At 36.9% G+C, this 18,323-nt stretch carries 17 protein-coding genes; 8 read left to right on the top strand and 9 right to left on the bottom strand.

What is annotated here, in order from left to right:
• Positions 1 to 15: 15 nt before the first annotated feature.
• From XM47_RS03395 to XM47_RS03375, 5 genes are read left to right on the top strand one after another with little or no spacing between them, the layout of a single operon-like run.
• Positions 16 to 1,008, top strand: coding sequence for an NAD-dependent epimerase/dehydratase family protein (locus XM47_RS03395; RefSeq protein ID WP_048689659.1), 993 nt, complete (start codon positions 16 to 18; stop codon positions 1,006 to 1,008).
• Positions 1,008 to 1,520 (top strand): dTDP-4-dehydrorhamnose 3,5-epimerase family protein, encoded by a 513-nt coding sequence (locus tag XM47_RS03390; RefSeq protein WP_048689656.1) that lies wholly within the window; start codon positions 1,008 to 1,010, stop codon positions 1,518 to 1,520. The genes XM47_RS03395 and XM47_RS03390 overlap by 1 nt, the downstream gene beginning before the upstream one ends.
• Positions 1,520 to 2,470: an NAD-dependent epimerase/dehydratase family protein gene (locus tag XM47_RS03385; protein ID WP_048689653.1), complete on the top strand. Its 951-nt coding sequence runs from the start codon at positions 1,520 to 1,522 to the stop codon at positions 2,468 to 2,470. The genes XM47_RS03390 and XM47_RS03385 overlap by 1 nt, the downstream gene beginning before the upstream one ends.
• On the top strand, positions 2,467 to 3,456 hold the full coding sequence (locus XM47_RS03380) for a GHMP family kinase ATP-binding protein (RefSeq protein WP_048689650.1): 990 nt from the start codon (positions 2,467 to 2,469) through the stop codon (positions 3,454 to 3,456). Before XM47_RS03385 ends, XM47_RS03380 begins: the two co-directional genes overlap by 4 nt.
• A gap of 3 nt (positions 3,457 to 3,459) precedes the next feature.
• Positions 3,460 to 5,334, top strand: a complete 1,875-nt coding sequence (locus tag XM47_RS03375) for a hypothetical protein (protein WP_048689648.1) — start codon at positions 3,460 to 3,462, stop codon at positions 5,332 to 5,334.
• A gap of 56 nt (positions 5,335 to 5,390) precedes the next feature.
• Here the strand turns inward: XM47_RS03375 and XM47_RS03370 are convergent, their stop codons facing one another.
• The 3 genes from XM47_RS03370 to cmoA form a co-directional block, all read right to left on the bottom strand.
• Positions 5,391 to 5,798, bottom strand: a complete 408-nt coding sequence (locus XM47_RS03370) for a hypothetical protein (RefSeq protein ID WP_048689646.1) — start codon at positions 5,796 to 5,798, stop codon at positions 5,391 to 5,393.
• Positions 5,799 to 5,972: 174 nt separating this feature from the next.
• A complete protein-coding gene (gene cmoB / locus XM47_RS03365) occupies positions 5,973 to 6,932 on the bottom strand; it encodes a tRNA 5-methoxyuridine(34)/uridine 5-oxyacetic acid(34) synthase CmoB (RefSeq protein WP_048689644.1) in 960 nt (319 codons plus the stop codon).
• Positions 6,933 to 6,938: 6 nt separating this feature from the next.
• Positions 6,939 to 7,667: a carboxy-S-adenosyl-L-methionine synthase CmoA gene (cmoA, locus tag XM47_RS03360; protein ID WP_048689641.1), complete on the bottom strand. Its 729-nt coding sequence runs from the start codon at positions 7,665 to 7,667 to the stop codon at positions 6,939 to 6,941.
• A gap of 180 nt (positions 7,668 to 7,847) precedes the next feature.
• Between cmoA and XM47_RS03355 the strand changes: the two genes are divergently transcribed.
• From XM47_RS03355 to XM47_RS03345, 3 genes are read left to right on the top strand one after another with little or no spacing between them, the layout of a single operon-like run.
• The gene (locus XM47_RS03355; protein WP_048689639.1) at positions 7,848 to 9,296 is read left to right on the top strand and encodes a TolC family protein; all 1,449 of its coding nucleotides are present in this window, start codon (positions 7,848 to 7,850) and stop codon (positions 9,294 to 9,296) included.
• A gap of 1 nt (position 9,297) precedes the next feature.
• Positions 9,298 to 10,470, top strand: a complete 1,173-nt coding sequence (locus XM47_RS03350; RefSeq protein ID WP_048689637.1) for an efflux RND transporter periplasmic adaptor subunit — start codon at positions 9,298 to 9,300, stop codon at positions 10,468 to 10,470.
• Positions 10,467 to 13,580: an efflux RND transporter permease subunit gene (locus XM47_RS03345; RefSeq protein WP_048689635.1), complete on the top strand. Its 3,114-nt coding sequence runs from the start codon at positions 10,467 to 10,469 to the stop codon at positions 13,578 to 13,580. The genes XM47_RS03350 and XM47_RS03345 overlap by 4 nt, the downstream gene beginning before the upstream one ends.
• A gap of 159 nt (positions 13,581 to 13,739) precedes the next feature.
• On the opposite strand, the gene XM47_RS03340 is transcribed toward XM47_RS03345, so the two are convergent.
• The 6 genes from XM47_RS03340 to hisB all read right to left on the bottom strand — a co-directional run bounded on the left by XM47_RS03340 (position 13,740) and on the right by hisB (position 18,322).
• Positions 13,740 to 14,246 carry a DUF2058 domain-containing protein gene (locus tag XM47_RS03340; protein WP_048689631.1) on the bottom strand — a complete coding sequence of 169 codons (507 nt, stop codon included), beginning with the start codon at positions 14,244 to 14,246 and terminating at the stop codon, positions 13,740 to 13,742.
• A 282-nt stretch (positions 14,247 to 14,528) separates the two neighbouring features.
• Entirely contained in the window at positions 14,529 to 15,149 is a 621-nt protein-coding gene (gene hisIE / locus XM47_RS03335) for a bifunctional phosphoribosyl-AMP cyclohydrolase/phosphoribosyl-ATP diphosphatase HisIE (RefSeq protein WP_048689628.1), read from the bottom strand.
• On the bottom strand, positions 15,143 to 15,919 hold the full coding sequence (gene hisF, locus XM47_RS03330; protein WP_048689627.1) for an imidazole glycerol phosphate synthase subunit HisF: 777 nt from the start codon (positions 15,917 to 15,919) through the stop codon (positions 15,143 to 15,145). The genes hisIE and hisF overlap by 7 nt, the downstream gene beginning before the upstream one ends.
• Positions 15,901 to 16,638, bottom strand: a complete 738-nt coding sequence (gene hisA, locus XM47_RS03325) for a 1-(5-phosphoribosyl)-5-[(5-phosphoribosylamino)methylideneamino]imidazole-4-carboxamide isomerase (RefSeq protein WP_048689624.1) — start codon at positions 16,636 to 16,638, stop codon at positions 15,901 to 15,903. The genes hisF and hisA overlap by 19 nt, the downstream gene beginning before the upstream one ends.
• Entirely contained in the window at positions 16,635 to 17,252 is a 618-nt protein-coding gene (hisH, locus tag XM47_RS03320) for an imidazole glycerol phosphate synthase subunit HisH (protein ID WP_048689621.1), read from the bottom strand. The genes hisA and hisH overlap by 4 nt, the downstream gene beginning before the upstream one ends.
• On the bottom strand, positions 17,252 to 18,322 hold the full coding sequence (hisB, locus tag XM47_RS03315; protein WP_048689619.1) for a bifunctional histidinol-phosphatase/imidazoleglycerol-phosphate dehydratase HisB: 1,071 nt from the start codon (positions 18,320 to 18,322) through the stop codon (positions 17,252 to 17,254). Before hisB ends, hisH begins: the two co-directional genes overlap by 1 nt.
• Position 18,323 lies beyond the last annotated feature (1 nt).

Below are 18,323 nucleotides of genomic sequence, written 5' to 3'. Positions count from 1 at the left end.
AAGGTAATAATGTTGATGAACTCTGAATTTTGTGCAGTATTTAATCAGAAAAAAGTACTAGTTACTGGAGGTACTGGTTTAATCGGGCGTGAAGTTGTGCATATGTTATGTGATGCTGGCGCAAATGTTACTATCGCATCTTTAGACAAGGTTGTGGTTGATGAAAGAGCGCAACACTTATATTGTGACCTTACTGATATCAATAACTGCCTTGATGTCACAAAAAATAAAGACTTTGTATTACATTTGGCAGGTATAAAAGGTTCAATCGAAGTAACTAAAAGGTACCCGGCTAATTTTTTAGTCCCGCTACTTATGTTTAACACGAATATATTAGAGGCTTCACGCAGAAATGGCGTTGAGCGCTTAGTCTATACCAGTTCTATTGGTGCTTACTCAAGTGCTGAAGTATTTGTAGAGTCAAATGGCGCAGAGGGTGAACCTATGGACACTTACCCTGGACATGCCAAACGAGTCGCTGAACTTCAAATCCAAGCCTACAAAGAACAATATGGGTTGTCCGGTTATTCGGTTGTTCGCCCTTGCAATGTTTATGGCCCAGGCGATAATTTTGATCCTAAAAATGCCATGGTGATTCCAACTTTAATGCATAGAATTGCGAATAAAGAAGATCCAGTTGTTGTATGGGGAGACGGATCAGCGATTCGTGATTTTGCATATAGCAGAGATGTAGCTGTTGGGATTTTACAAACTTTGATTCACGGAACAGGTGAGCATCCTTTTATCAACTTGGGTAGTGGCGAAGGTTATACTATTAAGCAGTTAGTTGAATCGTTAAATTCTTTTATTGATTTTAATTATGAGTTTGACACTAGTAAACCAAGTGGATTTCCTAAACGAGTAATGGACGTATCCTTAGCCAAACAATTAGTTGGTTACGAGCATAAAACATCTTTAATTCAAGGCTTGCAAGAGACTTGGAACTGGTTTATGCAAAATAGAGAAGAATATAAGAACAAACAAAATTACTTTGTTGAGGGTAAATAATGAGAGTTTTAGAGACAGCTTTACCGGATGTTAAATTAATTGAGTTGGACTATTTTGAAGATTTCAGAGGGACTTATTTGGAGTCTTATAATCGAGAAGAATACCAGAAACAAGGGATCTCGATTGATTTTGTGCAAGACGACTTTTCGATGTCAAGAAAGCATGTACTTCGAGGAATTCATGGTGATACAGAAACATGGAAATTAGTTAGTTGTATAGAGGGCTGCTTCCGATTAGTTGTTGTTAACTGTGACACTGAATCTGAGTTATTTGGTCAATGGGTTGCATTTGATTTGTCCGAAACTAACGCCAGACAAGTGCTCATTCCGCCAAAGCACGGGAATGCACATTTGGTATTAAGTGATAGAGCTATTTTCCACTATAAACAAAGTACTTATTATAATCCAAATGGCCAGTTTACATATAAATGGAATGATCCTAAATTTAACATTTGGTGGCCGATTGATAATCCAATTCTTTCGCAAAGAGATGATTTAGGGAGAAGAGTTTAATGTTTGATGGGAAAAAGGTATTAGTTGCTGGTGGAGCTGGTTTTTTAGGGACTAATTTAATCAAACGGCTTTTGGATACATCAGCATATGTCAGGGCAACTTTGCATCAGTCAAAGCCACAAATTGAATCTCAGAAGATCGAATGGTTGCATACAGATTTAACCGTTCAGTCAGATTGTGCCAAAGCGTGTGAAGGTATGGATATACTAATTATCTGCGCTGCGTACACAGCAGGCGCTTTGGTAATTGAAAAGCAGCCATTAGCTTTACTTACCCCTAATTTGGTACTGAATGCCCATTTATTGGAAGCTGCTCATGCCGCAGGTGTCAAAAAAGTTATATTCGTTAGCAGTAATACTGTCTACCCTGTATCTGATTTACCGATGAAAGAGACAGATCATACTGGTGAATACTTTCATAAATATCATACAGTTGCTTCGATGAAATATTTTTCTGAAGAAATTTGCAGAATGTATGCAGAGAAAATTGCTAATCCTATGCAAGTCGTTGTTATTAGACCAGGCAATATGTATGGGCCTTATGATGATTTTGACTGGGAAACATCACATGTTTTACCAGCGTTTATTCGTAGAGTAGTTGAAAAACATAATCCAATGTCAGTGTGGGGCGATGGTAAGGACATTAAAGATTTGATCTATGTTGATGATGTCGTTGATGGAATTTTCGCAGCCCTAGATTCAGAAAAAATGTTTGATATTTATAACATAGCATCGGGTCAGGGATACTGTTTGCGAGACTTGCTGGCGACTTTGCTCCAACTAGAAGGACTTGAAGACACTCAAGTTAGTTATGACGAATCCAAGCCCACTATGATCCCAAAACGTTTGATTAATGTTGATAAAGCAAAAGAAAAACTAAACTTTGATGCGAAAACGCCGATAACAAAAGGGTTAAAGGAAACCATCGAGTGGTATAAAAGCCAGTTATGATTATTACCAGAACACCCTTTAGAATTTCTTTTTTTGGTGGCGGAACTGATTTCCCCGCTTTTTATGACAAACATGGCGGCACGGTTTTAAGCACTACAATTGATAAGTATTGTTATATTACAGCAAGATATTTACCACCATTCTTTGATCACAAATATCGAATAAGATATACCAAACGCGAGGAAACTAATTCTATTGACGAGATTAGTCATCCTTCCGTTCGTGCGTGTCTGAATTACGCTGAAATTACAGATGGTATCGAAATTGTTCACACTAGCGATATCCCAGCAATGTCCGGTATAGGCTCTTCTTCATCTTTCACCGTTGGCTTACTGCATTCACTTTATGCTTTAAAAGGCTTAGATGTCACTAAGAGCGAATTATGTCAAGATGCTCTTGAGATTGAACAAAAAATCTTAAAAGAAAATGTTGGTTCTCAAGATCAGACTGCAGCTGCTTATGGTGGGCTTAATAAAATTAAATTTAGCTCAAATCGCCATCCTATTGTCTCTCCAATTGCGATTAAAAGAGAAAGAAGAAAAGAGCTAGAAAGACATTTAATGTTGTTTTTTACAGGCTTTTCTCGTATTTCATCTGTTGTGGCAGCTGAACAGATAAAAAATACACCGAGTAAAATCATTGAATTGAACGCCATGAAGGAAATGGTTACACATGCAATTAATATTTTAGATGACTCTAGTATCCCAATTAATGAATTTGGCTGCTTATTGCATGAAGCATGGATGCTAAAAAAGTCACTAACTCATAAAATCTCTAATTCAGAAATTGATCAAATGTATGAGGCAGCTATAGCTGCAGGCGCTACTGGAGGAAAACTATGTGGTGCTGGGGCTGGTGGTTTTATGTTGTTATTTGTTGAACCAAATAAGCAATCCAAAGTGAAATCTAGCCTATCTAAATTTTTGCATGTTCCATTTTCTTTTGAGCAAAGAGGTACTCATATTGTTTTTAGTGATAATCAATAAATTATGAAAAAATTGTCAATTTGTCTATTCGGAAGAAATGATAACTATACACCAGATTTCTTGTATAGAATCACGACAACAATAAATTTTATTGCTCATTCATTATCAAAAATTGGTTGTTTAAACGCTTGCGAAGTTGTTGTTGCTGACTGGAAAAGTGAATGTCCATTACATCAAGTGATGGATCTCAGTGAAAACGCTCAGCTTATAACTCGATTTTTTCACTTTGAACCAACTGATATAAGTAAAAATGGCATACCAGCATGTAGTTTAATTAATTTTGCTTTTGATAAGTCAAATTCAGAGTATGTTGCATTTTGTGGCGCGGATACAATTATCCCATCTTCAACGTTTAGGGCGATATTTGACGTGCTGGATGAAAAGTCCTTAATATCAGAGCCCTCCAATAAATATTTTAATTGTGGTCGTTATAAAATACCGTCTTCTTTTGTTAATACCCAACCAGACATCTCCAGTTGGGAAAGATATCTGCGTATGAGATCATGGCAGTTAGAAAAGAGCCCAGCCTACGGCGGTTTCCTTTATGGTGGGGCTGGTTTGCTAATGTTCCATAAAAATTTAATAAGTGAAATAGGTGGTTTAGATAAAAAGTTAGATTATGGCTGGGGCTGGAATGATATTGAGCTAACTCTAAGGTTTATGTTTAAAAATGAGTGGTATGACTTACACTCTTGCGGTGCATTAGTCTATGACATGGAGCATGAACCAACAGGCGGGAGGGTTGATGCTATTAAAGTTAAACCTGATCATAAAATCCCAAAGGCATATACTAGCAATGATGCGCAGTGGGCAACTATTGACAATAATTATCAGGTTTATAAAAGTAGTAAAAAGTGCAGCAATGAGGTTTTATCTAGTGATGAAACAAGAAAACGGAGCATAGCAGTAGTTAGTAATTCTGAGATTCAAGCAGTTGAAAGGTTTAAATTTGAATTGTCCTCTACCAATTACAAAGGAATATCGACGTCTAATGCAGAAACAAAAGCATCAGCGTTAATAGCAACTTTGTTTAAAGATGATAGGTTATCTTGTTTAATTGATGTTGATAGTTTATCGGGTTTTTCAGGCTTATTTGCTTCTTCTCTCTATAAAGATACTGAACTGTACGTACTTGAAGAATGGAATATTGTCGATGATATTACAGGGCCTCATAACTTATCTGCCATATTATACTCGAGCCTTATAAAGCATAGAGGTTATTTAAGAGTCATAAACTCTAAGACATCTCAAGCATGGAAAGATGTGAAAGTTTCAGTTGATACTCAATGGTCAGCAAATTTAATTATTTGCCGAAAAACAGATTCTTTCATTAATTTATTTAACGATTTTTTAAATACCCTTAACCCTAATGGCTACATTTTATATATCAATGAAACCGAAGCAGAAATAGATAAATGTATAGAGCATGTCAGAAAAAATTCAACTTTAGATTACAAAGTTAATAAAGCTAATGGACTCTTACTAATTTCTAACCCATGCGATGGCATAATTGAGTTTACTGACAGCAAAAACACTCTTAGTTTACCTACTTTACCTGAGCAAAGTAATTATTCAATGGTAGTTAATTTAATTAATCGCCTAGAGAGTTATTCTAGCGAAGATAAATTTATCTTGTATGGAGTTGGTACTATTTCTAAATTAGTTTTACCTATTCTAAAAGGTAAGATTGTAGCTTGTATTGATAAAAAACTGTCGTTTGAAGGCGTTAAGGTCTTCGAAGGTATCAAAGTTATTACGGCCGAAGAAATAAAAGATTATCCAAATACATCCGTTCTGATTACGCCGATTAACCACATTGAAGAGATTCTAAGTGAGCTAAGTGATCACTCAGATAATTTAGTTCGTTTGCATTTTTAATGTTTTAAGAGAGTAGTGTTTTTATGGTTCTACTCTCTTAACGAATGTAAAATATCTTACTGCGTCACATTACTAATCGCTAAATCAAAGTACTTCTTAACGCTGGTATTTACATCGTTAATCAGTTTTTCGTAACAGATACCAGCAAAAGCGTAGGTTTTACCGCTAAAAGCTAAATAAACGCTTGGTGCTTCAGGGTCGGTTTCATCGTAAAGCCATTCGCCGCCGATATGTTTTTTGAAAGTTTCGCCTATGTAGGCACCAAACATATTACATACGACAAAAATAAATTTTTCTTTATCTTGTTCATCTTTCAATTTTGCCATGCTCCATAGTATGGCTTTATCGATTAATGAGATACTTTCCAAGCTAAAATCGAGCTCAACATCGTATTCACTTTTTATGTATTGAACCGCATCTTGAGAAGACTCTTCCATTAATTTTGTGATTTCAGCTTGATTCATGGTTTCTTCCTGTTTGTATTTTGTTTATTTTCCCATTAGCTACAGACGTTATGTTTATAACCCAAACCCAGCCAATGTATACTCGCTTATGGTTTAGCTTTCATATTTCTAGCTTGAATAGCTAAAGCAAATTTTGTTATTTGAGTGTAGCAAACCTATGTTTTATGTATAGTTTTATTTATTTGCAATAATAACAGCACGTATTGGCGCAGGGTAACCCTCTATGGTTTTACTTCTGTCATTTGGGTCTAAAAAGTCAGCTAAAGATTCGTTTTCCATCCATGGCGTTTTTCTTTGCTCATCAAGTGAGGTGACTGTTTCATCTACTACTCTAATGTTTTTAAAACCGACTCGCTCTAACCAATGGCAAAGTGCTTGGCTGCTAGGTATAAACCAAACATTGCGCATTTTAGCGTATCTGTCACCCGGCACTAATACCTGATTTGCATCGCCTTCGATAACTATAGTTTCTAGGACTAGTTCGCCACCAGGCTTGAGTTGATCTTTTAACTGTTGTAAAAAGTCGAGTGGCGATTTTCTATGGTATAAAACACCCATTGAAAATACGGTATCAAAACCATCACTTTTTGGTAATTGCTCAATGCCTAAAGGTAACAAGTGAACATTTTCCGACTGGATATATTTTTGCATCACTTCAAATTGAGCTAAAAATAGCTGAGTTGGGTCTGCACCAATCACAAGTTTTGCTTCTTCACCTAACATGCGCCACATGTGGTAGCCATTACCACAGCCTACATCTAGCACCGTTCTGTTTTTTAAAGGGGAAATATGGGCTAGTAGTCTGTCCCATTTCCAATCACTTCTCCATTCTGTATTCAAATCTATTTGAAACAGCTGGTATGGACCTTTGCGCCATGGCTTAAAGTTTTGTAGTAATTTTTCAAGACGTTTTTGTTGGCCAATTTCTAGGTCATCCGGTTGGCCTATTGTAACTTGTGATTTTAACGCTAGTTTTGAAGGCTTAGCGTCCGGCAAGTTTTTTAAGGATTTTTGCCATTGATGGTAATCACCATGCAAGGCTTCTTTTTGCCATTTTTTTAATAGGATAGGGGTGGTTTCTATCCAGTGAGCTAACTCTGAATTTAGGATGCGTCGAAAAAATTGTTCAAACATGTTTAATTACTTGATTGCGATTAAAGAAGAAAAATTAAAGCATTGATACCACTGACTCATTTTATTAAAGCCAGCTTGTTCAAAGCGCTTATAATGCTGCTCTAAAGTATCTGGAATGAGAACATTTTCAATTGATGCTCTTTTTTGGCTAATTTCTAATTCACTGTAACCTTGAGCACGCTTAAAATCGAGATGAAGTTCATCTATAACGCTTTGGATATTTGCTTGTTCAAAAACTAACTTTTCAGAAATGATTAATATGCCACCAGGTTTCATGCCTTGGTAGATATTTTTGATTAATGTGTCTCTTTGACTCGGGCTGATAAATTGCAGGGTAAAATTGAGTACCACGATAGAGGCATCTTGAATATCGATGTTCATAATGTCGTCGCACAAAACTTGAGTTTTAATCTCACTCTTATAGTTATTCAGATGTTGTTGGCATCTATTAACCATAGCTTGGGAGTTATCAACAGCGATAATAGTGCAATTTTTTGCGGTTAATTTACGTCTAATTGACAGCGTAGCGGCGCCTAAAGAACAGCCCAAATCGTATATTTGACTGTTATCCTGCGCGTACTCATGAGCGAGGTGACCTATGGTTGAGATCATAGTTTGGTAGCCAGGCACAGAACGTTTAATCATATCTGGAAAAACTTCAGCGACATTATCATCAAATACAAAGTCTTTTACTTCTTCTTGAGCGGTCGCAAAAATATTATCAGTCTTGTTCATTTAACGTAAATTTGAATCTAATTTAAAATTTGGTAGTGAATTTTACCCGAAAATAGATACACTTGCTGATTTTATTCTATTATTAAATAAGATTTTATAAATCGAATAAAAAGATCTTTGTTTTTAACCGTTTAAATTGGTTGTTTTTCTTAGTTTCAAATTTGGGGTTCCCATCTGATCATGAGATTTATTCAAGTTGGGGTTCAGGCATTAGGACTCTTATTTTTTTGCACAAGCTGTAGCCTAAAGCATGAATCTGAAGTTTTGGATAAGCTAAACTTGCCTGAAAATTGGGGGCAAGCTGCATCAGCCAATGATTTAGCTGATATTGCTAGGGATTCAGATGAAGACAAAGCTTATTTTATTGAAGAATTTAATTGGGTTAAATCGTTATTTGGTCAGAATTTCCATCACTTAACTAAGCAAGCCATAACGAGCAATATTAACTTAAACAAGCAGTATTACAGTATACAGCAATCAAAGTTAAGCCTTACAAGTGAAAATTCAAAATATTTACCTGTCTTAAATAGTAATTTTGAATTTCATCGCAATAAAGATCGTACTAACCTTAAGCTGGGGGCTGCTAGTGCGATGCCACTCGATGTTTGGGGAAAGTTGGGCGATCAAGTTAAACAAAAACAATTCACCTATTGGCAAAATATTATTCGCTATCAATCCCAGCAGTTCGATTTAGCCATGCAGTTTTCTAAACTCCATTTGCAAGTGATTCAATCGACTAAATTGCAAAATTTGTTATTTGAAAAAGTCGATATTGCTGCAAGAAAACTGAATAGTCTCGAAAAACAGTATAAAAGAGGTTTAGTCAATTTATCCGCTGTTTATGGCGCAAGAAATGCCTATCGCTCAGCCGAAGCGAATTTATTAAAAGAACAAAACCAACTCGCTCAGTTAAATCGAAATATTTCTATTATTTTTGGTGATTACCCTCAATTACATGAAGATATTTTATCTGAGTTTAAGCTTGATGATAGCTTACCTGAGCTACCCAAGGTTTTGCCTGCTCAATTACTTGAACAAAGAGCGGATTTACGCCTAGCTTGGTTAAATATACTTAATCAACAGACTAATGTTGCAATTCAATATAAAAATAGATTTCCTAGTTTTTCACTTACGCTTGATACAGAAGAGTCTAGTGACGAGTTATCTAAGCTGGTTAAATTTGGAGACATTACTTGGAATTTGAAAGCTAAGGTTTTTGCTCCTATTTTTGCAGCAGGCCGATATAAAAGAGCACAACAGTCAGCAGAAATAGAGTTGGATAAGGTAGAGCTTAACTACCTAATAACTGCTTACAATGCATTTTTGCAAGTTGAAAATAGTTTAAGTAAAAAGCAATTAACCGAGTACGAAATAGATACAGCTGAAATTCTCTGGGCAAATTCTCAACAGGCTCTAAGACTAGCAGAAAACAGGTATCATCAGGGGTTAGGAAATTATGCAACTTATCTTAATGCTCAAAATGCTTTAATCGATAATGAAATAAAACTGATTAAAGCTAAATTTAACCATATTACTCAGTATTTAAATTTATATTCAGCGCTTGGTGGCGACTGGTTCGATTCAGCACAAGCTCCAGAATCATCTAATAATAATAGTAAAGGTTCCTAGTATGAAAGACAGTTTTCCACTTGTATTAATTAGCCTGTTTAGTTTGTTTATTGCGCTTTATTGGTTTACTGACGGTCGAGAAGAGACTTTAATTATTCCAGATAAAGCCAAAATTAATGTTCAAGTAAGTAGAATTGAATTACAAGATTTTGTCCCTGAAATCGAGTCGTATGGTCGAATCCAAGCAAGAACTCAAGGATTAGTAACTACTCATGTTAAAGGGGAAGTGATTTATACAAGCCCGAACTTTAGAAATGGCGGTTTTTTTAAGAAAGGTGAATTGTTAGTCTCTATCGATAAACGAGATTATGGATCAGATGTAAGGGTTGCAAATGCTGGTTATTTAGATGCTCAACAAAAATTACTAGAAGAGCAAGCAAGAGCGGAACAAGCTTTACTGGATTGGAACGAAAATAATGATATACCGGCACCTCAGCTCGTAAGTCGTAAACCTCAACTAGCCGCAGCTGAAGCTAAATTGCTATCTGCACAAGCTGCACTACAAAAAGCGAAATTGAATTTATCCAGAACAGATATCTTAGCACCATATGATGGCCATACTTTAAAAAAATCAGTGTCTATTGGCCAAGTGGTCAATGCTGATAAAACCTTGGGTGAGATATATTCTATTGATGCGCTAGAGATACGACTCCCCTTAAAAAATGAAGATTTAAATTTTATTGATTTACCTGATATTGATCTTAATTCGAGCCATGAGGAATTCCCGCCAGTTTATATATATTCTCATTTGGGCAAAAAAGAAGAGTGGACGGCGGAGCTGATAAGAACCGAAGGCCAAATCGACCAAGCCAGTCAGCAGTTGCATGTTATCGTTCAAATAAAAGAGCCGTTTGGTGAAGCTAAAAAAGGTAAATCTGCGTTGAAGATAGGTCAATATGTCACAGCTGAATTTAGCGGCCGGCGCTTAAAAATGGTGGCAGTCATACCGAATAAAGCCATCTATCAAAATAAGTTTGTTTATCTTGTTGAGAATAATAAGTTGATTAAAAGGGATATCACTCTTGCTTGGCGTAATGAAGATTTTGCTATTATTACTCAAGGTTTAATCACGGGAGATTCACTTGTCATTACGCCACTCGGGCAGATTCCTGAAGGTATCTTAGTTAATCCTTTCTATGCTGAAATTAACTTTAACCAAAGAGCTGCCTTATGATAGCTTGGTTTGCTAAGAATGATATCGCTGCCAATTTATTGATGATAGTCATTGTATTGGCTGGTGCTTGGTCACTTGCTTTTAATTTACCTCAGCAAGTCTTTCCGCAATTAACTCGAGACCAAATACAAGTATCGATAAAATACCCGAGCGCGAGTGCAAGTGACGTTGAAATCAAAGTGTCACGACATATTGAAAATGCGATTAGAGAATTAACTGGGGTCGAGGATGTTTCTAGTGAATCTAGAATGGGATTAGCTAGAGTGTTTGCGAGCGTTGCAGACGATCAAAACGCTCAAGAAATTTTAATGAAAATTAAAAATACAATTGATTCGATTAATACCTTGCCCCCTGAAATAGATAATCCAGAAGTCAGTTTCACCAATGAATTTTCACCTGTCATTAGTTTAGTGGTTTATGGCTCAACCGATGAGTATGTTATCCAGCAAGCGGCTGAAAAAATAAAGCAAGAGCTGATATTACAACCCAAACTTAAGAAAGTCGTGATTCGTAATCAAGCTGAACATGAGATTGCGATTGAGGTTTCTAATCAAGCTTTGCAAAGATATCAGCTTAAACTTGAAGATATTGCAGAGGCAATTAATACTAATGCTCAAGATATCAGTGCAGGTAACATATTAACAACTGGTGGTGTGGTAATTATTCGATCGTTAGGGCAAGCCTATAATGCAGAGCAGCTCTCAAATGTGGTGGTAAAACATCAGTCAAATGGTAGCCGAATTACCCTGAGTCAAATTGCAAACATAACAGATGCACTGGCCTACCAAGAAATTAAAACTCGGTTCAATGGCCAACCGGCGATTTTTATTGACGTTTTACAAAATAAGCAACAAAAAGCGACTCAGCTAGCTAGGATAGTGAAGCAATATTTAGCTTATAAACAAACAGAATTGAATAGTGATATTAAGCTTGCTTACTGGGCTGACCATGCTGAAGTTTTAGAAAAACGTTTAGAAGGGTTAGCGATTAGTGCTGTATATGGCGGTATTCTTGTACTGTTAATGCTGACATTATTTTTAAGGCCAGCTGTCGCATTTTGGGTTTTTATTGGTGTACCTATTAGTTTTATGGGTGCATTTTTAATGATGCCAATTTTAGGTGTCAGCATTAATATTATTAGTTTGTTTGGCTTTATATTAGTTTTAGGCATGGTCGTTGATGATGCCATTGTGACAGGTGAAAATGTTTATACTCACCTTGAGCATGCTGAAACTGGATTACATGCTGCAGTTGCAGGAACTAAAGAAGTTGCCCAACCGGTTACGCTTGGGGTCTTAACCAGTATCGTCGCATTTACGCCGTTGTTTTTTGTTGATGGCGCACATGGTGCTCTGTTATCTCAAATTCCAGCGGTTGTCATCCCTGTCTTATTGCTGAGCTTAATCGAATCAAAATGGGTGCTGCCTTCACGTTTAAAATTTGTCAAGTTAAGACCAGTGCAAAAATCTAACTCTCTTCTTGGTTTGCAGCAGAAGTTTGCTCAAGCATTTGAATTAGGTATCGCTAAATATTACAAGCCAACATTGCAGTGGTGTATTAAAAACCTCCATAGTTGCTTAATCATTTTTATAGGTTTTTTCTTAGTCGCTTTCTCTGCTGTTTTTACTGGCGAAAATAAATTTTTGTTTTTCCCAAAAATTTCAAGTGACAAGGTAATGGGAACTATTGTGATGCCAGCCGGAACAGATTTTAGCGTGTTAGATGAACATGTGTTAAGTATCAGTCAAAAAGCCCAGCAGCTGCAAAATGAATATTTAGATGAGCAAGGCCAGTCGATCATTCGTAATATTGTTTCCGTCTCTGGTGCAAGAATACAAGACAATCAGCAAGGTTTAGTCGGACAAATTAGTTTTGATTTAGTCCCTGAAGAGTTACATGAATTAGATATCAGTAGTATAGAGTTAGAACAGAAATGGCGCGCTAAAATTGGTGCACTACCTGGGGTTGAAAGTATCGTTATCGAGTCACAAGCAGCGCAAGCGCAACAATTAATTGACTTTAGAGTTACAGGACAGGATTTAGTTGAACTAGAAAAAGTGTCGAATATTATTAAAAACAAATTGTCTTCTTTTCAGTATGTCGAAGATATCTCAGATAATTACACTTTTGGACAAAAAACCTTATTATTGGAATTAACACCGTTAGCGAAAACGCTCGGGCTTTCTCGAAATGATTTGGCGCAACAAGTTAAAGCTGCATTCTATGGAATAGAGATCCAACGAGTGTTAAGAGGCGATCAAACGGTTAAAGTCATGTTGCGTTTACCCGAAACTGAACGTAAATCTATCGTCCATTTAAAACGCTTTTTAATCCACCTACCGGATAATAAAGTTATCCCTTTCTCGCAATTAGCTGATTTTAAAATAGAATCGGGTCCAGAGGTTATTAATCGATACAATCATCAAAGAAGCATAGATATCACAGCTGATTTATCTAATCCCCAAGTTGATATTAATGAGCTTAATAAACATCTAGAAACTTTTATTAAAGAAGTAAAAATTATTTTTCCAAATGTTGATATTAATTTAGTGGGTGAAAGCAAAGCATTAGGTGAAACACTTGATTCACTTAAGTGGGGGATTTTAGCTGCAAGCATAGTTATTTACGCTATTATTGCGATCCCTTTTAAATCATACAGTCAGCCATTGATTGTTATGTCTGTGATTCCTTTCAGCATGATAGGCTCTATGGGAGGGCATTGGCTGTTGTCTTTAAACCTAACTATGATGAGCTTTGTGGGTATCATGGCGTTGGTTGGGGTGGTAGTAAATGACGCTGTAGTATTAGTTGAGTTTATTAATAAACAATATCAAAAAAGCCAACAACTCCAAGCGGCAGTTTTACAAGTTACATCTACTCGTTTTAGGCCTGTTGTATTAACTTCAATGACCACTTTTTTAGGCTTGTTACCCATAATTTTAGATCAGTCTAGTCAAACTGAGTTTTTGGTCCCTATGGCTGTATCACTTGGGTTTGGTATATTGCTAGCGCCGTTTATTACACTTGTATTAGTTCCTGTTAATTATGTTTTATTACATAAATTTATGGGCTGGTGGCGTGAATTAGGTGGCTATCATCATATTTACTAAATTGATGAGTCTAGTTAGAGTGGTTACTTTGATGGATGGACTTCAATAATTTTACTGGAGTATTAGCAGTCTATTAAGCCGCTAATAAAAAGGCTTGTCATTGCAAGCCTTTGAAGCTGAATATCAAACTGGGTATTATATTATAATTCAGCGAGGGTTTTACCACATCAAATCATCTGGTATTTGATAATCTGCGTATGGATCATCTTCTTCAGTTTCTTGAAGTGTATTTAATAAAACTATATAACCTTCGTTTCTCTGGTTTATTTTTTCTGCTATCGCAGTTGGAATAATAGAGCAGGTGTCATTAACTGCAGCAATTGCAACCTGACCATTAACGAGTTGATTTTTTTGTTGCTGCGAAACTCTAATAGTTTTAACTTTAGATTGAAACTCAAAGTTATATTCAATTTCACCCGCTGGTGCAATCGTATGGCTTTGGATCAATTGCTTTATTTGTGCCGCTATTGCTTTTTCTTTAGCTTGTTGGTTAAGCGCATCGTTTGCTTGTTGATCTTTAGCTAACAGCTCTGATTTTTTTGCTTCAGCTGCTGCTTGGACTTCTTTTTTTAGAGTTCGAGATTTTTTACTCGATTTCTTCGCCTTATTAGCTTGTTTTTTATTAACTAAACCCGCTTTTAAAAACTGGTCTTTTAATGAAGACATATTATTTCCTTTTAACTTCAACTAGGGATAACAACTGGCTTTCTTGAGGGCCTTTTTTCTGATAACTGCGTTGAATTTTAAAGTAATATAGCTAGCTGTTACTTGCAAATTCACCTTGTTCCGAGAAAAATACCTCTCAAGAAATAAAATTAAATAATATCTATAACTTCAAGGAATTAGCTAATTTCTTATCCAGAGTTAAGGTTCTAAAATTATAATGAGAAAATGAAACAAATAAAAAAGGCTAACATAGGTTAGCCTTTAAAAAAAAGAACAAATTGGCTATTTAGCGTGTCGCTCTTTCAGTTTATCTATTACGTCAGTTAAGCTTAAATCCATAGATTGAAGCAACACGGTTAAGTGATATAGTAAATCAGCTGATTCACAAATTAACTCATCTTTATCACCAGAGGTTGCAGCAAGCGCGACTTCTACGCCTTCTTCACCCACTTTTTGTGAGATGCGTTTTACACCACGAGAATATAAATGAGCTGTGTAGCTTGATTCTGGATCTGTACCTTTACGCGATGCAATGACATCTTGTAAGTCACTTAAAAAAGCTAAGTGCGGCTGGGCTTCTGTATCCCAACAAGTTTCAGTTCCAGTATGACAAGTTGGTCCAACTGGCTGCGCTAAAGCGATTAAGCTATCGCGATCACAATCAGTTGATAATTCAACTAGGTTCAAGCTGTTGCCAGATTCTTCACCTTTAGTCCATAATCTGTCTTTACTGCGGCTGTAAAAAGTGACTAAGCCTGATTCAAACGTTTTTTCTAACGCTGCTTTGTTAGCAAAGCCTTGCATTAGTACTTTGCCTGAAAATGCATTTTGCACGATTAGCGGCAGCATGCCGTCGCCTTTTTCCCAAGCTAATTGGTCTAGGTTTTCAAGTGTAATTAGCACGGGCGAATCTCCACATTTTCATTAATTAAAGTTTGTTTTAGTTCTTCCATCGCAATAACCGCTTTATGGAAAACACTGGCTGCTAATGCGCCATCAACGTCTGCTTGTTGAAATACATCAGCAAAGTGTTCTATTGCGCCAGCTCCACCAGAGGCGATTAAAGGAACATTACAGACAGAGCGAGCTTGTTTAAGCTGTTCAATATCGTAACCTTGGCGAACACCATCTTGATTCATACAGTTCAGTACGATTTCACCAGCGCCCATCTCTTGAACTTTTTTGATCCAGTCAAAAGTGGTCCAGCTGGTTTTTTGAGTTCGGCTTTCATCACCTGTGAATTGGTAAACTTCGTATTGGTTCGTTTCTTTATTGTAAAAAGAATCGATACCAACCACGATGCATTGTTGGCCAAAACGTTGGTTTAATTCTGTAATTAAGCCTGGGTTAGCTAGTGCAGGGGAGTTAATTGAAATTTTATCTGCACCCATTTCTAAAATAAGGCGTGCATCTTCAATTGTTTTAATACCACCAGCGACGCAAAACGGAATATCAATTTTTTCGGCAATGCGAGACACCCAGCTTTTATCGACCACTCGGCTATCACTTGATGCCGTGATGTCATAAAAAACTAGCTCATCTGCGCCCATTTCTGAATACTTTTCAGCTAAAGGTACTATATCGCCAATAATTTCGTGATTACGGAATTTAACACCTTTAACGACTTTACCATCTTTTACATCCAGACAAGGGATTATGCGTCTTGCCAGCATGCAATCGCCTCCTCAATGGTAAATTTACCTTCTAATAAAGCACGGCCTAAAATCACGCCGCTCACTTCAGTTGGTTTTAAGGCTTTAATATCGTCAATTGAGCCGATACCGCCTGACGATTGCCAGTGTATATTTGGATATTCTTTAACGACTTCTGCATATAAGCTCACATTTGAGCCAGCTAAAGTACCGTCGCGGCTAATATCAGTACAAAGTACGTGTTTTAGGCCAACAGATGCATAATCAGCTAATAAGTCTTCAATTTTCACGCCTGAATTTTCTTGCCAGCCGTGTGTTGCGATAAACTTATTACCGTCTTCATCTATATTTAAATCAAGCGCTAAAACAATCGCGTCTGGGCCATAAGTATCAATCCAGTTTTTGACAACTTCAGGTTGTTTAACGGCAAGTGAACCTATCACAACACGCTCAACACCTGCAGCTAATAATTGTTCTACTTCTTGCTTACGGCGAATACCGCCGCCAGCTTGAAAACGCATTAAACCAGTATCAACCATAGTTTTGATTAATTCGATTTGGCGTTTATCTGTATCTTTAGCACCGGTTAAATCAACTATGTGAAGCCATTTAGCGCCACCTTTAGCGTAAGTTGTTAATACTTCAACTGGGTCTAATTTATATTCGGTCTTTTGGTTGTAGTCGCCTTGGTATAAACGAACGACTTTACCTTCGATTAAATCGATAGCAGGGATGATCATGATTTCATCTCCAAGAAATTTTTAATAATTTGAGCGCCTGATTTACCAGAACGTTCAGGGTGAAATTGTACGCCCATAAAATTGCCATTTTGTAGCGAAGCAGAAAAAGCTTGGCCATATTCACAAGTGGCAAGTGTGTATTCAGAAGGCGCAACACATAGACTATGAACAAAATAAAAGTAGTCTTGTTTAGTGATACCTGCAAATAAAGGATGATCTGAAATTTCAGTTAAGGTATTCCAGCCCATATGCGGTAAACGTAAGCCATCCGCTTTAATTGGTTTAACTTGACCAGGTATTAAACCTAAGCAGTCGACATTACCTTCAGCTGAAAATTCAGTCATTAACTGCATACCTAAACATATGCCAAGTACGGGTTGGGTTAATTCTTTAACGATTTCAGGAATGCCTTTGTCGTTGATAATTTTCATTGCCGCACCAGCCGCACCAACGCCAGGTAAAAATACTTTATCGGCGGCTTTAATCTTTGCCGGATCATCTGTTACCGATACTGCATAGCCAGCTCTTTCTACCGCAAATTTTAGCGACGATAAGTTTGCACAGCTGGTATCTATGATAACGCAATCAACTGTGTTAGAAATCGAGTCAGACATTATAAAACACCTTTACTGCTTGGTAATTCGTTGCCTTCAATTCTAATTGCTTGACGTAATGCTCGGCCAAATACTTTAAATAAGCTTTCAACTTTATGATGATCGTTATCGCCATCTGTAGACAAGTGTAAGGTAATTAACATGCTATCAGCTAAAGAACGGAAGAAATGAGGCACCATTTCAGTTGCCATTTCACCGACTTTTTCTGTTGTGAAATCAGCTTCAAATTTGCAGAAAGGGCGACCAGAAATATCTAACGAACACTGGGCTAAACATTCGTCCATAGGTAAGCTAAAACCAAAACGACCTATGCCACGTTTGTTACCTAAAGCTTGTTTAAGCGCTAAGCCTAATGCAAGTGCTGTATCTTCTACTGAGTGATGATCGTCTATATGTAAATCACCATCTACTTTGATATTCATGTAGAAGCCGCCGTGGGTTGAAATTTGATCTAGCATGTGGTCAAAAAAGCCAACACCTGTTGCTATATCTGCTTTAGCTTGTTTGTCTAAATTTACCTCAACCGTGATTTGAGTTTCGCTGGTGTTGCGCTCAATTTTAGCGGTTCTTGCTTTAACCGTTAATGCTTCAACTATGCTGTCCCAGTTAATATCAGGCTGACCATATTGGAAACTTTTTATGCCCATATTGTCGGCAAGCTGAATATCTGTTGCTCTGTCACCAATAACATATGAATTTTCGAAGTCTACTTTACCTTGTTGTAAATAGTCTTTTACCATGCCTAATTTAGGTTTACGGCAGCTGCAATTGTCGGCTTCAAAATGTGGGCAAATTAAAACGTCATCAAACACAACGCCTTGAGATGCGAAGATATCCATCATCTTGTTATGAGCAAGTTCAAAATCCGCGGTAGGGAAGCTATCTGTGCCTAAACCATCTTGGTTTGTAACCATTACAAGTTGGAAACCAGCTGCTTTTAACTTAAGCATGGCTGGTATTACATTTGGTTCAAAGACCAGTTTTTCTAATGTATCTAATTGATAGTCTACAGGTGGCTCTGCGACTAATGTGCCATCTCTATCAATAAATAATATTGCTTGTCTTGCCATT

Origin of the sequence: Catenovulum maritimum (genome assembly GCF_001050375.1) — a bacterium.
In the GTDB taxonomy this organism is placed as follows: Bacteria; Pseudomonadota; Gammaproteobacteria; order Enterobacterales; family Alteromonadaceae; genus Catenovulum; species Catenovulum maritimum.
Note: the sequence above shows the minus strand (reverse complement) of the source record. Positions and strands in the feature narration are given on the sequence as shown.